Raw genomic sequence first — 13,911 nt, 5'->3', positions numbered from 1 at the left:
GGTTGCGCCGCGCGGGCGACGCAACCCTGACGGTTACTGTCCGGCCCCCGGCAGCTTCGAGATATCGGCGTTGCCTAACGCCTTCTCATCGTGCGCCGCGGTCTCCTTACGCACCTTCGCCACATCGCTGGCGCTGACCGCCGGCGCGTTGTTGCCCCAGCTGGTGCGGATGAAGTTGACCACATCCGCCACCTGCTGGTCGTCCAGACGCCAGCCGAAAGACGGCATGGTCAGGTTGGAGACCGCATCTTTCACCGCCGGCGTGGTGCTCCCGGTCAGAACGATGTGGATAAGCGAAGTGGCATCTTCGGTCTGCACCACCGGGTTGCCCTTCAGCGACGGGAAGGCGCGCTGGTAGCCCGCGCCGTCGGTGCGGTGGCAGGCGGCGCAGTTATCGACATACAGCGCGGCGCCGGTTTTGCTGTCGTTACCCTTCCACAGATCTTTCGCCACGCTGTCTTCCACCGGGGCTGGGGTCTGTTTGCCGCCGCGCGGCGGGAGCGACTTCAGATAGCGGGCGATGGCGGTGATGTCGTCATCAGAGAGATACTGCAGACTGTGCTCCACCACATCGCTCATGCCGCCGAAGACCACCGATTTATCGTTACGTCCGGTTTTCAGGAACTCAGCCAGCTCGGCTTCGCTCCAGGTCCCCAGACCGTCGCGATTTTCGCCGCGCAGGCTGGAGGCGACCCAGCCGTCAATCGGCGCATTGCTGCCCGCCAGGTAATCATCGCCTTCGCTTTCGCTGAGCGCTTTTTCCTGCATCGTCAGGCTACGCGGGGTATGACAGGCGCCGCAGTGGCCCAGGCCTTCCACCAGATAGCGACCGCGCTCCAGCACCGGGTCAACCTGCGGGTTGGCGACAAAGTCGCTCGGCGTCGGGGCGAAGATGCCGCGCCAGAACGCCAGCGGCCAGCGCATCGACAGCGGCCACGGGATGTCGGTGTCCTTGTTGGCGACATTCACCGGCTCCACGCCATGCATAAAGTAGGCGTACATGGCGCGCATGTCCGCTTCACTGATCCGCGCGAATGAGGGATACGGCATTGCCGGATAGAGCGTGGAACCGTCTTTCCGCACACCCTTGCGCACCGCGTCGTCGAACTCTTCGAAGGTGTACCCGCCGATGCCGTGTTCTTTATCCGGCGTGATATTGGTGGAGTAGATGGTGCCGATCGGCGTCTCCATCGGCAGACCGCCGGCGAAAGGTTTGCCCGCTTTGCCGTTGGTGTGGCAGGCGACACAGTCCCCCGCCCGCGCCAGATACTCCCCTTGCTTAATCAGATTGCTGTCCGCAGGCGCCTCTTCGGCGAAGGCCGCGCAGCTCAATGCCCCAAGCACCAGGGCCGATAACCATTGCATTTTCATCATCTGCCTTCCTTTATGCCTGCACCAGGGGACCCGGATTTTTCAGATACTGCTCGCGGATCGCCTTCGCTGACCAGTACGCCAGCGCGGCCACCGTGCCGGTTGGGTTATAGCCCAGCCCCTGCGGGAAAGCGGAGGCGCCGATGACGAAGACGTTATGCACGTCCCAGCTTTGCAGATAACGGTTAACGGCGCTGGTTTTCGGATCCTCCCCCATCACCGCCCCGCCGTTCATATGGGTGGTCTGGTAGGTGGTGGTATCAAAGTGGCTGTTGGCGTTTTTCGGGCTGCCGAGGATATATTTCGGCTTCATCGCTTTGGCGATCGGCGCCATCTTATCGAACATAAACTGCGCCATCTTGATGTCGTTTTCCTGCCAGTCAAAGGTCATGCGCAGCAGCGGCTGGCCAAAGACGTTTTTGTAGTTCGGATCAAGATCGAGGTAGTTCTGCCGATAGGACTGGTGCGCGCCGTGAGCATCCATCGACAGGTGATGGGTGTAGGTATCGGCCACCGCCGCTTTCCATTTGCTGCCCCACGCCGGGGTGCCCGGCGGTACCGGGAAACCGGAGATGGGCTTGGTCCCGGCCTGGTTGACCCAGAACGGCGAACCGCCGACAAAGCCCGCCGCGCCGTGGTCGAAGTTGTCGGCGTTGAAGTCGTCGACGCCGACGCCGTTGCCGCCCGCGCCGATAAACGGGTTGGTGTAGGTATCTTTGTCGAAAATGGCCTTAATGGTGGTCATGTTCTGGTAGGCGAAGTTACGCCCCACCACCCCTTCGCCGGTCTCCGGATTGTAGGGTTTGCCGATCCCGGAGAGCAGCATCAGGTGCACGTTATGGAACTGGAAGGCGCCGATGATCACCAGGTCCGCCGGCTGCTCCATTTCGCGCCCCTGGCCGTCGACGTAGGTCACGCCGGTGGCACGGGATTTGTCGTCGGTCAGGTTGACCTTCAGCACGTTGGCGTTGGTCCGCAGCTCAAAGCGTTTTTCCTGGCGCAGCGCCGGCAGAATGTTCACGTTCGGCGAGGCTTTGGAGTACATGTAGCAGGCGTAGCCGCTGCAGAAACCGCAGAAGTTGCACGGGCCCATCTGCGCGCCGTACGGGTTGGTATAGGAGTCGGAAGTGTTGGCCGACGGCAGGTTGTAGGGATGGTAGCCCACCTCGAGCGCCGCTTTTTCAAACAGCTGCGCCGACCAGGTGTTTTTCTGCGCCGGCAGCGGGAAGTCATCTGAACGGTCCGGGGCGAAGGCGTTGCCGCCGCGGCCTTTGCCGACGACCTTGCCTTTGATCGACCAGGCGGTCCCGGAGGTGCCGAACACTTTCTCCGCTTTATCGAAGAACGGTTCCAGCTCGTCGTAGGTGACGCCGAAATCCTGGATGATCATATCCTGGGGAATGAAGTTTTTGCCGTAGCGCTCTTCATAGTGGCTGCGCATCCGCAGTTCGATGGGATCGACGCGGAAATGGACGCCGGACCAGTGCAGCCCGGCGCCGCCCACGCCGGTACCCGGCAGGAAGGCCGCCAGCTGGCGATACGGCACCGCCTGCTGGCTGGTGTTATGCCGGATGGTGACGGTGCTTTTCGACAGGTCCTGGAACAGCTTGCGGCGGATGTTGTAGGTCAGCTCATCAATCACCTGCGGATAGGCGCCGTCCGGCCAGGTGTCGCGCATCGGGCCGCGCTCCAGCGCCACGACGTTGAGCCCGGCTTCGGTCAGCTCTTTGGCCATGATCGCCCCAACCCAGCCGAAGCCGACGATCGCGACATCGGTTTTTTTCAATACGGTGGCCATGATTACGCCCTCTCCCCATTAATTGATACCGGCGGGAAGGGGTAGCGTTCGCCCCGTTCAACCCAATCCATAAAGTCGGCGCGCGCGCCGGGAAAATTAATCAGCGTCCAGCCAACCATGCCTTTGTTACCGCCATGGATCGGGTCGCTGAAGAAGCCTTCGCGGGTGTTCTGCAGCAGATAGGTGAAGAACAGCGAAGCCGGCAGCTGTTTGAACTCGGCTTTGCCCGATTCCCACAGGCCGAGCGCCTCGTCCTGCTGCTCGCTGCTCAGTTCAGCAAAAGTCTTGTGATACTTGTCCTGACACCAGGCCTCGGCATCGGCGATCCCGAGGTTATAGATCTGTTTGGGCACCAGCGGCAGCTGATAGCCCATCTCTTTCGGCACGTCGGGGTTGAAGGGCCCCTGCATATACCAGATGGAGCCGGTGGCGTAAGGGGTATTGAGCTGGCGGTCGATAAACTCCGGCACGCCGGCCTCTTTAGCACCGGGCCCAAGTTCATCCGCCGGGATTAAGCGAGCGACAGCGGCGTTGATAAACGCCCACTCACGATCGTTGAAGAACTGCGGCTTCCAGTCGCTGGCCGCCGCCGTGTTCCCGGAGGCTGGCTCTGAAGCGGGGGCCGCCTGCGCGGTCGCGCTGGTGGCCACGCCAATGGCCCCTGCTCCCGCGCCGCCGATCACCACCGTCGGGATCAGCGCCATCGATTTCACCAGGAAATCACGCCTGGAATTGTTAGTTTTCTCGCTCGACATCATCACATTCCTGTCATTGAAAATTACTGTTTTTGTCGCTGACAAAACCAGTGAATGTCGTGCTGGAACCGATACCATTGCGCTTTTAAACCGCTTAGCGTCTGGCCCGGACCGGCAAGTCGGATAAAACATCGCCAGAGGCGATATCATTTATAGGGTTATCGTTTGGATAGTAGACGATTCTCAACGAAACGCGGGAAATCGGAGAGAAATTCACCGGAATGTCATCGTGAGAAGGGTGCTGCATAACCTTGAGGCGGTAAACCGGCGGCGTTCACACCGCGCTGAGCTTACCCATGCGCCAAAAAAGAGTGACTTGTATCACAAATGTTATTTTTTGTTTATGGTACATGGCAGATTAAACGTCTGTAAATACTCGTATTAGGAATAATTAAACATTTTGAGCTGTTAAAAAAGTTACTACCCGTTGTTAACTATTTTGCATCCATTTCCCGGCTAACGCGTTCGGCTGGCGATACCCCGTCCACAGGAGAAGAGAAGAGATGTTCGATCATGTGAAATTCGGCGTCAGTGACTATGCCGCCAGCAAAGCGTTCTTTTTACAGGCTCTGGCCCCGCTTGGCGTAACGCTGGTCGGCGAAGGCGATCCGACCTACGGCGCAGAGCTGGCCGGCTGCGGGGATGTCTCTTTGTGTCTCTATCAAAGTGCGGACAACCCTGCGCCGCTGCATATCGCCTTTCGCGCCGACAGCCGCGAGCAGGTAGACGCCTTCTGGCAGGCAGCGCTGGCCGCCGGAGGAAAGGACAACGGCGCGCCGGGGTTACGGCCCAACTACCACGCCGGGTACTACGCCGCCTTTGTGATCGCGCCAGACGGGCACAATATTGAAGCCGTGTGCCATCTGGCGTCTTAACAAACGGTTACCGCTGCGGAAAAATCCACACATCCTCCGCCGGAAGCGTCAGATGGCAGTGTTCAGCATCGCGCAGCGCGGTTCCGTAGGCGCGTAGCGGAAAGTCGTCACCCTCGGTGCGGAACAGGTACTCCCAGCGGTCGCCGAGGTACATACTGGTCAGCAGCGGTAGCTGGAGACTGTTATCCTGCGCCGCGCCGTCAAGACGCAGGCGCTCGACGCGGATCACCGCCGTCGCCGGCTCGCCGACGCTGACCCCCTCGCCCGCTCGCCCCCACAGGCTCCAGCTGGCGCCTTCGATGCGCGCCCTGCCGTTCTCCAGCGCCATCACCTTGCCGTGCAGGCGGTTATTGCTGCCCATAAACTCGGCGGCGAACAGCGTCGCCGGGCTGCCGTACATCTCCTGCGGCGTCCCCTGCTGCTCGATGACGCCATTGTTCAGCAGCAGAATACGATCGGAGATGGCCATCGCTTCATTTTGATCGTGGGTGACCATCAGCGCCGAGAGGCCCAGCTTGATGATCAGCTCGCGCAGAAACACCCGCGCCTCCTCGCGCAGCTTGGCGTCGAGGTTAGAGAGCGGCTCATCCAGCAGGATCACCGGCGGGTTGTAGACCAGCGCCCGGCCAATGGCCACCCGCTGCTGTTGGCCGCCGGAGAGCTGGTGCGGATGGCGGTTGCCAAGATGCCCCAGCCCCAGCTGATCCAGCACGCGCTGCACCCGCTCCTTTATCTCCCCGGCGGCGACTTTACGCAGCTTCAGCGGATAGGCCACGTTGTCGAACACCGTTTTGTGCGGCCACAGGGCATAGGACTGGAACACCAGGCCGAGGTTACGCTCTTCGGCCGGGATTTCGCTGCGCGGCGTGCCGTCGTACACCGTGCGGTTGCCGATGGCGATCCGTCCGCTCGTCGGCTTCTCCAGCCCGGCCACCGCCCGCAGCAGCGTGGTTTTGCCGCTTCCCGAAGGCCCCAGCAGCGACACCACCTCTCCCCGGCCGAGCGTCATCGACACGCCTTTCAGCACCGGGTTGTCGCCATAGGTGAGATGCAGATTTTCAACCGATAACTCAATCATGTAATTTCACTCCAAAGCGCAGGGCGATGCCAAGGCCAATCACCACCAGCAGAATATTGATAAAGGAGAGCGCCGCGACGATATCGATGGCCCCCGCCGCCCACAGCGACACCAGCATCGAGCCGATGGTTTCGGTACCCGGCGACAGCAGATAGACGCCGGTGGAATATTCGCGCTCAAAGATCAGAAACATCAGCAGCCAGGAGCCAATCAGCCCATAGCGCGACAGCGGGACGGTGACGTGGCGGGTGATCTGCCCCCGCGAGGCGCCGGTGCTGCGCGCCGCCTCCTCCAGCTCCGGTCCCACCTGCAGCAGCGTCGAGGAGATGAGCCGCAGGCCATAGGCCATCCATACCACGGTGTAGGCCAGCCAGACGCTGAAGATGGTATTGCGCAGCGCGCGCAGCTGCACGATAAGGTGCTCCCGCAGCCAGTCCGCCACCGGCAGCGCCGAGAGCCAGCCATGCTTCAGCGACTGATCGAGCCACATCGGCACAAACAGGAACACCCACAGGAAGGCCAGACCGGCCAGCAGCCCCGGCACCGCGCGCGGGACCAGCACGCTGTAGTCAAGAAAGCGGGTGACGTTGTCCGCTTTGCGGTGCATGGCGATGCCGACAAACAGATAGCAGATCACCGCCAGCGCGCCGCCGACGATGCCGATAGCCATCGAGTTGACGATCGCCCGCAGCAGGTTGGGCTGCTGCCAGATATTGTGGAACGTCGTCAGCGACAGCTCATCCCACAGCGACACGCCGACGCCCCAGTTGGAGATAAAGGCGCGCAGCGCCACGCCGAGCAGCGGCACGCCGATGGTCACCGTCAGCCAGGCCACCACCACCGCCCCGGCCACCCAGCGCCATTTGCCCAGCGGCAGCGCCCGCGCCTGCGACGCCTTGCCCTTCATGGTGACAAAGCGGTTGGCGGTGCGCATCAGCCGACGCTGGAGCATGACCAGCGGGATGGTGATGCAGATCAGCACCACCGCCACCGCCGCCATCAGATGGTAGGAGGGGGTGCCAAGCTTATTGGTCAGCTTGTAGAGATAGGTCGCCAGCACCATGTTGCCCTCGGGGTCGCCCAGCACCAGCATCAGACCGAAGACTTCCAGACCAAGGAAAAAGAGCAGCACGCAGGCGTAAAGAATGGAGGGCCGCACCATTGGCAGACTCACCGAAGTCATCACCTGCAGCGGCGTGGCGCCGACGGTGCGCGCCGCCTCTTCCACGTCCGAGCCGACGCTGCGCAGCGCCGAGGAGATATAGAGATAGGCGTGCGGCACGTGGGTTAAGCCGGCGATGACCACAATGCTGAACATCGAGTAGATATTCCACGGCACAAAGCCGATCAGCTGCTGCGCCCACTGGGAAAAGAAGCCTACCGGCCCGGCGGCCACCACGTAGCCAAAGCCTAGCACCATCGGCGAGACGAAGATCGGCACCAGGATCAGCGGCTCAATGAACCGTCGGCCGGGTAAATCGGTGCGTACCATCAGAAAGGCCAAAATACCGCCCAGCGGAATGGCGATAATCACCAGGCCAAAGGCCAGAATAAACCCTGACCTTAACGCCAGATAAAAATCCGGGTCGGTAAAAATAAAGGCGAAGGCTTCCAGACTCCAGGATTTGGAGCGGGAAAAGAACGGCGCGGAGAGAAAACTCTGCACCACAATAAATAACAGCGGGACGTAAATCACCAGCGCCGTGATGCACACCACCACGCCGCGCGGCAGCCCCTGCCACTTTCTGCGTAATACATTCATGGTTCATCCCTTTGGTCAGGTGAATAAACCCGCCGGGTGTGAATAAGGGGCATCGGCGATGCCCCGGGGGAGGATTATTTCGCGGCGGCGCTGCGCCATTGTTTAATAAACTGCAGACGTTTTTGCGGCTGTAAATAATCCAGCAGCGTTTCGTTGACCGGGATCGGTTTTAACGCTTTGCCCAGCAGCGTGGTCATGCCGTCGATATCATTTTTGCCTTCAATATCGCGACGAAGAGAGGGAATATCCGCCTGGCTGGCGAGGATCTGTTGGCCTTTTTCCGACAGAACATAATCCAGCCACAATTTCGCCGCATTGGGATGTTCGCTCTCCTGGCTAATAAACGAGACGCGGGAGAGCACCAGCACGTAATCTTTCGGATAGGCGATGCCTAAAGAGGGATCGTTTTTCGCCCGCGCTTCGGCATAGGAGCCAAGAATGTTATAGCCGATCAGGTTTTCGCCAGAGGAGACGCGCTCCATCATCGTGCCGGTGGAAGACTGCACCGTCAGGCCGCCTTTAGCGATATTCGCCAGATCGGTAAAATAGTTCGCGTCGGCCTGGCTGTCCTGGACCGCCAGCATAAAGCCGAGGCCCGATTTTTCGATATCGTAGGTGGTGACTTTGCCTTTAAATTTATCGGCCTGGCTGGCGATCAATTTGGCCAGCGCGGTGTGCGAGTCCGGCACCTCATTCTGCGGGATCAGCCGTTTGTTATAGATAAATACCACCGGCTCGTAGGTGGTGCCATAGGCTTTCTGCTGCCACACCGCCCAGTCGGGTAATTGCTTCACCTCCGGCGAGGCATATTGTTCCGCGTACTCGGTGGCTAATTTCAGCGCGGTATCCATCGATGAGCTCCACACCACGTCCCCGCTGCCGCCCCCGGCGGCCTGCTCGCTGATATAGCGGTTATACAGCTCGGTGCTGTTCATGTCGTTATATTCGACTTTTACGCCCGGATATTGCGCTTCAAATCCTTTAATTAACGGCCCGGCCGATTTGGTATCGGTTGTGGAATAGATCACCACCTTGCCCTCTTTGACGGCGGCATCAACCGTTTTTTGATAATCCGCCGGATAGCCCGCAGGCACCTCCGCCCAGGCGGCACAGGCGAAAACGGCCGTCAGTGAAACCACTAAACCACTTATTTTCTTATACATGATACCAACCTTTAATCATCAATTAATAAACACAAATTTAACATATAGTGGTATCAGCTCCCCTTGCAACGCCGGGGCTGGCTTTTTTCTGGCTTTTGTGACAGTGGCAGAATTTAAAAATGTGGTGTTTATGACGTTAATTAAAACGCGATCCCGGACCGGTTTTTTATCGTCTGTCGTATAACGCAGGCGCTGGCGCAGGGGCCTGTCGCCGGGAGAGTCCGCCCTTGACCTTCTGCGCCGGGCGGCGCAGCATAAAACGGCAAACATAACAAAATAACAACAGACTACAGGAGAGAATCAGTGCCAACAGGACACCGCTTTCTGGCGACGGATCTGCATCAGTTTGTCGTCTCACTGTTTACCCATCTCGGCAGCCGCTCAGAAGAAGCGACGCTGGTCGCCGACCATCTGATCGCCGCCAACCTGGCCGGGCATGACTCCCATGGCGTCGGGATGATCCCAAGCTATGTCAAATCCCACGCCGGCGGCTTTCTGCAGCTCAACCGCCACGCCACGGTCACCAAAGACGCCGGCGCCGTGGTCACCCTTGACGGCAACGCCGGCTTCGGCCAGGTGGTCGCCCACGAAGCGATGCAGTTAGGCATCGAAAAGGCGAAGCAGCACGGCATGGCGGCTATCGCCCTGCGCAATGCGCATCACGTCGGACGCATCGGCTACTGGGCGGAGCAGTGCGCCGCCGCCGGGCTGATCTCCATTCACTTCGTCAGCGTGATCGGCGACCCGATGGTCGCCCCGTTCCGCGGAAAAGACAGCCGCTTCGGCACTAACCCGCTGTGCGTGGTGTTTCCCCGCGCGGGCCATCCGCCGCTGCTGCTGGACTACGCCACCAGCGCCATCGCCTTTGGTAAAACCCGCGTCGCCTGGCACAAAGGAGAAGCCGTGGCGCACGGCTGCCTGATCGACGCCCAGGGGCTGCCCACCACCGACCCGGCGGTGATGCAGACCTCGCCGCTGGGCGCCCTGCTCACCTTCGCCCAGCACAAAGGCTATGCCCTGGCGACACTGTGCGAAGTGCTCGGTGGCGCGCTCTCCGGGGGGCAAACCACCCATCAGGAAAGCCTGCAGACCAGCGTCGACGCCATCTTTAACTGCATGACCACCGTGATCCTGCGCCCGGACGCGTTCGATGCCCCGGACAGCCAGGCGCAGACGGAGGCCTTTATCGCATGGTGTAAACAGTCGCCGCACGATCCCGATGCCCCGGTGCTGGCCCCCGGCGAATGGGAGGCCGCCAACCGCGAAGCGCGTCTGGCCGAGGGGATCCCGCTGGATGCGGGCAGCTGGCAGGCAATCTGCGCCGCCGCGCGCGACGTCGGCCTGAGCGAGTCGCATATCGCCCGCTGCCGCCCTCTCGCGTAGCGGCATTATCCCCTGCAGAGCGTCTGACGTCGGCGCTCTGCGTCATCGTCATTAGTGACGAGGTCACGCTCCCGTCATCCTTCTCCTGTTATTTTTCATTGTAAATCAATATATTAAAATCTGGCACGAGACCTGCATAGCGCAGCGGGCCTGCGTCCGCATCACCACCAGGCGATACCGCGATCGTTGCCCGTCGGGCCCGGCGCGACAGCGATCCTCTGTTCACTGTTAACAGGTCTGTTACTGATGAAAAAAATCACGAGCGTGTGCCCCTACTGCGGGGCGGGTTGCAAACTTAAACTGGTTGTCGACAACAATAAAATCATTCGCGCGGAAGCCGCCGACGGCGTCACCAACCAGAACCAGCTGTGCCTGAAAGGCTATTACGGCTGGGATTTTCTTAACGACACGCAGCTCCTGACGCCCCGTCTTAAACAACCGATGATCCGCTACCAGAAAGGCGGCGCTTTCACGCCGGTCAGCTGGCAGGAGGCGATTCGCTATACCGCCAGCAAGCTCAGGGAGATCAAAGAGAAGCATGGCCCGCGCGCCATCATGACCACCGGCTCCTCGCGCGGCACCGGCAACGAAACCAACTATGTGATGCAAAAGTTCGCCCGTGCAGTGCTGAACACCAACAACGTCGACTGCTGCGCCCGCGTCTGCCATGGCCCTTCCGTCGCCGGGCTGCAGCAGGCGCTGGGCAACGGGGCGATGAGCAACTCGATAAGCGACATCGAAAACTCGAAGTGCCTGTTGGTCTTTGGCTACAACTGCGCCGACTCCCATCCCATCGTCGCCCGCCGGGTGATCAAAGCCCGGGAAAACGGCGCCAAAATCATCGTCTGCGATCCGCGACGCATTGAAACCGCACGCATAGCCGACCGTCATCTGCAGCTTAACAACGGCAGCAACATGGCGCTGGTGAACGCCTTCGGCTATGTATTGCTGGAAGAAGAGCTGTACAACAAAGCCTATGTCGAACGCTATACCGAAGGGCTGGATGCCTACCGCGAGGTGGTGAAAGATTACGCCCCGGAAGCAGTGGAAGGGATTGTCGGGGTCAGCGCGCAGGCGATCCGCGAGGCAATGCGCATGTTTGCCGCCGCCCCTTCCGCCACCATTATGTGGGGCATGGGGGTCACCCAGTTTGGCCAGGCGGTGGATGTGGTGCGCGGCCTGGCAAGCCTGGCGCTGCTCACCGGCAACCTGGGACGGGCGAACGTCGGCGTGGGCCCGGTCCGTGGGCAAAACAATGTACAGGGCGCCTGCGATATGGGCGTGCTGCCGAACCTGTTCCCCGGCTATCAGGAGGTCACCGACCCGGCCGTGCGGGCGAAATTCGCCGCCGCCTGGGGGATCGACCCGGCGCAGATGGATGACCAGGTCGGCACCCGCATCACCGAGGTGCCGCATAAGGCGCTGACGGGCGAGATCAAAGCCTATTACATCATGGGCGAAGATCCGCTGCAGACCGAAGCCGACCTCGGCCTGGTGCGCAAAGGCATCGAGGCGCTGGACTTCGTGGTGGTGCAGGATATCTTCATGACCAAAACGGCGGAGATTGCCGATGTCCTGCTGCCGGCCACCTCCTGGGGCGAGCACGGCGGCGTCTTCACCTGCGCCGACCGCGGGTTTCAGCGGTTTGAACAGGCGATCCCGCCGGCGGGGAATGTGAAGCGCGACTGGGAGATCATCAGTCTGCTGGCCAGCGAAATGGGCTATCCGATGCACTATGAGAGCAATCAGCAGATCTGGGACGAGATGCGCGAACTCTGCCCGCTGTTCTACGGCGTGACCTGGGAGAAAATGGGCGATATGGGCCATGTTCAGTGGCCATGCCCGACCCTCGACCACCCCGGCACGCCGTGGCTGTATAAAGACAACCGCTTCGACACCCCATCAGGTAAAGGGCAGCTGTTCGCCACCGCCTGGCGCGCGCCGGCGGAGCGTCCGGATGATGAATGGCCGCTGGTGCTCTGCACAGTGCGGGAGGTGGGGCACTACTCCTGCCGCTCGATGACCGGCAACTGCGCCGCGCTGCAGTCGCTGGCCGACGAGCCGGGACGGGTCCAGATGAATCCCGTGGATGCGCAACGGCTGGGGATCGCCGACAAACAGCTGGTGTGGGTAAGCTCCCGGCGCGGAAAGGTCATCACCCGCGCCGACCTCAGCGATCGCATCAACCCGGGCGCGGTCTATATGACCTATCAGTGGTGGGTGGGCGCCTGTAATGAACTGACCCAGGATAACCTGGATCCAATCTCCAAAACGCCGGAGACCAAATACTGTGCGGTGAAAGTGGAAGCGATTGCCGACCAGCAGTGGGCGGAGCGCTATGCCTGGACTGCCTACAGCGACATGAAGGCGCGACTGAAAGCCGCCGCCGACGTCTGACCTCAGGGAGCGCGCGCTCCCTTCCCTCCTGCCGCTGCCGGCGGGTTACGCCGCCGGCAGCTGTTTCTCCACCAGCGCCACCCACATCGCCACCCCGTGGCTAATCAGCGCGTCGTTAAAGTCATAGCTGGCGTTATGCAACGGCTTCGACGGCGTTTCGCCATCGGTGCCGATCCAGAAATAGGCCCCCGGACAGACCTCCAGCATGCAGGCAAAATCCTCAGAGGCCATCGACGGCGCCTGGTTCCAGCGCACCGCTTCCGCGCCGAGGGTGGCGACCGCCACCTCGCGCAGCAGCTGCGCCTGCGGCGCATGGTTTTTGGTCACCGGATACCCGGGAAACCAGCTAATCTCGCCCCGGACATCGGACACCTGCGGCTGGGTGGCCACATAGCTTTCGATAAGCTCCCGCACGCGGGCGCGAACGCGATTGCTCAGGCAGCGGAAGGTGCCGCGCAGCACCACGGTGTCCGGCAGGACGTTGATCGCCTCGCCGCCGTTTATCTGGGTGATGCTGACCACCGCGGAATCCTGTGGCGACAGGCGACGGGAGGGGATGGTCTGCAGCGCCATAATCAACTGCGCCGCGGCGACGATGGGATCGGCCCCGCTCTCCGGCATCGCCGCATGGCAACTTTTGCCGCGCAGGGTGATCTCGAAGGCGTCGAGGGAAGCCATCATCGCGCCATCGCTGAGCGCCACTTCGCCGAGGGGGATCCCCGGCCAGTTATGCAGCGCGTAAATCGCATCCATCGGGAAGCGTTCGAATAACCCCTCTTCCACCATTTTGCGCGCGCCGCCAAGGTTCTCTTCCGCCGGCTGGAAGACAAACTGGACGGTACCGCTGAACTGGCGGGTCTGCGCCAGATGGGCCGCGGCCGCCAGCAGCATCGCGGTGTGGCCATCGTGGCCGCAGGCGTGCATTACCCCGGCGCGGCGCGAACGGTAGCTGACGCTCCCCAGCTCGGTGATCGGCAGGGCGTCCATATCGGCGCGCAGGCCGATGACCGGCCCGGGGCCGTTTTCCAGCGTCGCCACGACGCCGGTGCCGGCCAGCCCGCGATGAACCTGCAGGCCAAACGAGACCAGCAGCTCGGCGACGCGGCGCGAGGTCTCCTGCTCCTGATATCCGAGCTCAGGCGCGGCGTGAAACTCACGTCGCCAGCCTGTGGCTTCGGCGATCAGTGACGGCGATACGGCCATGTATTACTCCTTTCCTGCATAGCGTAATGCTGAATAATTGGGTCATGCGTTGCGTTTTTCCCCGTCGCTCACCGGCGCCGGGTCGCTGCCGCTCCCTCCGTTATATCCTGTCGTTAACACGCTGAC

General features: G+C 61.2%; 10 protein-coding genes. 3 read left to right on the top strand and 7 right to left on the bottom strand.

What is annotated here, in order from left to right:
* Positions 1 to 33 precede the first annotated feature (33 nt).
* The 3 genes from LGM20_RS10665 to LGM20_RS10655 are packed head-to-tail and all read right to left on the bottom strand — an operon-like array spanning position 34 to position 3,927.
* The gene (locus LGM20_RS10665; protein ID WP_072096551.1) at positions 34 to 1,374 is read right to left on the bottom strand and encodes a c-type cytochrome; all 1,341 of its coding nucleotides are present in this window, start codon (positions 1,372 to 1,374) and stop codon (positions 34 to 36) included.
* A gap of 10 nt (positions 1,375 to 1,384) precedes the next feature.
* The gene (locus tag LGM20_RS10660; protein WP_002908285.1) at positions 1,385 to 3,169 is read right to left on the bottom strand and encodes a GMC family oxidoreductase; all 1,785 of its coding nucleotides are present in this window, start codon (positions 3,167 to 3,169) and stop codon (positions 1,385 to 1,387) included.
* Positions 3,170 to 3,171: 2 nt separating this feature from the next.
* Entirely contained in the window at positions 3,172 to 3,927 is a 756-nt protein-coding gene (locus LGM20_RS10655; RefSeq protein ID WP_004175724.1) for a gluconate 2-dehydrogenase subunit 3 family protein, read from the bottom strand.
* A gap of 500 nt (positions 3,928 to 4,427) precedes the next feature.
* On the opposite strand from LGM20_RS10655, the gene LGM20_RS10650 reads away from it, so the two are divergent.
* The gene (locus tag LGM20_RS10650) at positions 4,428 to 4,799 is read left to right on the top strand and encodes a VOC family protein (RefSeq protein ID WP_044523731.1); all 372 of its coding nucleotides are present in this window, start codon (positions 4,428 to 4,430) and stop codon (positions 4,797 to 4,799) included.
* Positions 4,800 to 4,806: 7 nt separating this feature from the next.
* Here the strand turns inward: LGM20_RS10650 and LGM20_RS10645 are convergent, their stop codons facing one another.
* From LGM20_RS10645 to LGM20_RS10635, 3 genes are all read right to left on the bottom strand, one after another.
* Complete coding sequence (locus LGM20_RS10645) at positions 4,807 to 5,877, bottom strand: ABC transporter ATP-binding protein (RefSeq protein ID WP_002908292.1); 1,071 nt, start codon at positions 5,875 to 5,877, stop codon at positions 4,807 to 4,809.
* Entirely contained in the window at positions 5,870 to 7,639 is a 1,770-nt protein-coding gene (locus LGM20_RS10640; protein WP_004189548.1) for an ABC transporter permease, read from the bottom strand. Before LGM20_RS10640 ends, LGM20_RS10645 begins: the two co-directional genes overlap by 8 nt.
* A 74-nt stretch (positions 7,640 to 7,713) precedes the next feature.
* Entirely contained in the window at positions 7,714 to 8,802 is a 1,089-nt protein-coding gene (locus LGM20_RS10635; protein WP_044523735.1) for an ABC transporter substrate-binding protein, read from the bottom strand.
* 303 nt (positions 8,803 to 9,105) lie between these two features.
* Here LGM20_RS10635 and LGM20_RS10630 point away from each other — a divergent pair, with 303 nt between their 5' ends.
* The gene (locus LGM20_RS10630; protein WP_044523737.1) at positions 9,106 to 10,185 is read left to right on the top strand and encodes a malate/lactate/ureidoglycolate dehydrogenase; all 1,080 of its coding nucleotides are present in this window, start codon (positions 9,106 to 9,108) and stop codon (positions 10,183 to 10,185) included.
* 246 nt (positions 10,186 to 10,431) lie between these two features.
* The gene (gene fdhF, locus LGM20_RS10625; protein ID WP_044523738.1) at positions 10,432 to 12,582 is read left to right on the top strand and encodes a formate dehydrogenase subunit alpha; all 2,151 of its coding nucleotides are present in this window, start codon (positions 10,432 to 10,434) and stop codon (positions 12,580 to 12,582) included.
* 45 nt (positions 12,583 to 12,627) lie between these two features.
* Here fdhF and LGM20_RS10620 read toward each other — a convergent pair whose 3' ends face one another.
* Positions 12,628 to 13,785 (bottom strand): M20 aminoacylase family protein, encoded by a 1,158-nt coding sequence (locus LGM20_RS10620; RefSeq protein ID WP_044523740.1) that lies wholly within the window; start codon positions 13,783 to 13,785, stop codon positions 12,628 to 12,630.
* Between the last annotated feature and the right edge of the window lie 126 nt (positions 13,786 to 13,911).

The organism is Klebsiella quasipneumoniae subsp. quasipneumoniae (assembly GCF_020525925.1).
Classification (GTDB): domain Bacteria; phylum Pseudomonadota; class Gammaproteobacteria; order Enterobacterales; family Enterobacteriaceae; genus Klebsiella; species Klebsiella quasipneumoniae.
Note: the sequence above shows the minus strand (reverse complement) of the source record. Positions and strands in the feature narration are given on the sequence as shown.

Bases quoted from the DNA above. Each gene is read 5' to 3' on its own strand.
- LGM20_RS10665 (WP_072096551.1), bottom strand. From the start codon at position 1,374: ATGATGAAAATGCAATGGTTATCGGCCCTGGTGCTTGGGGCATTGAGC.
- LGM20_RS10660 (WP_002908285.1), bottom strand. From the start codon at position 3,169: ATGGCCACCGTATTGAAAAAAACCGATGTCGCGATCGTCGGCTTCGGC.
- LGM20_RS10655 (WP_004175724.1), bottom strand. From the start codon at position 3,927: ATGATGTCGAGCGAGAAAACTAACAATTCCAGGCGTGATTTCCTGGTG.
- LGM20_RS10650 (WP_044523731.1), top strand. From the start codon at position 4,428: ATGTTCGATCATGTGAAATTCGGCGTCAGTGACTATGCCGCCAGCAAA.
- LGM20_RS10645 (WP_002908292.1), bottom strand. From the start codon at position 5,877: ATGATTGAGTTATCGGTTGAAAATCTGCATCTCACCTATGGCGACAAC.
- LGM20_RS10640 (WP_004189548.1), bottom strand. From the start codon at position 7,639: ATGAATGTATTACGCAGAAAGTGGCAGGGGCTGCCGCGCGGCGTGGTG.
- LGM20_RS10635 (WP_044523735.1), bottom strand. From the start codon at position 8,802: ATGTATAAGAAAATAAGTGGTTTAGTGGTTTCACTGACGGCCGTTTTC.
- fdhF (WP_044523738.1), top strand. From the start codon at position 10,432: ATGAAAAAAATCACGAGCGTGTGCCCCTACTGCGGGGCGGGTTGCAAA.
- LGM20_RS10620 (WP_044523740.1), bottom strand. From the start codon at position 13,785: ATGGCCGTATCGCCGTCACTGATCGCCGAAGCCACAGGCTGGCGACGT.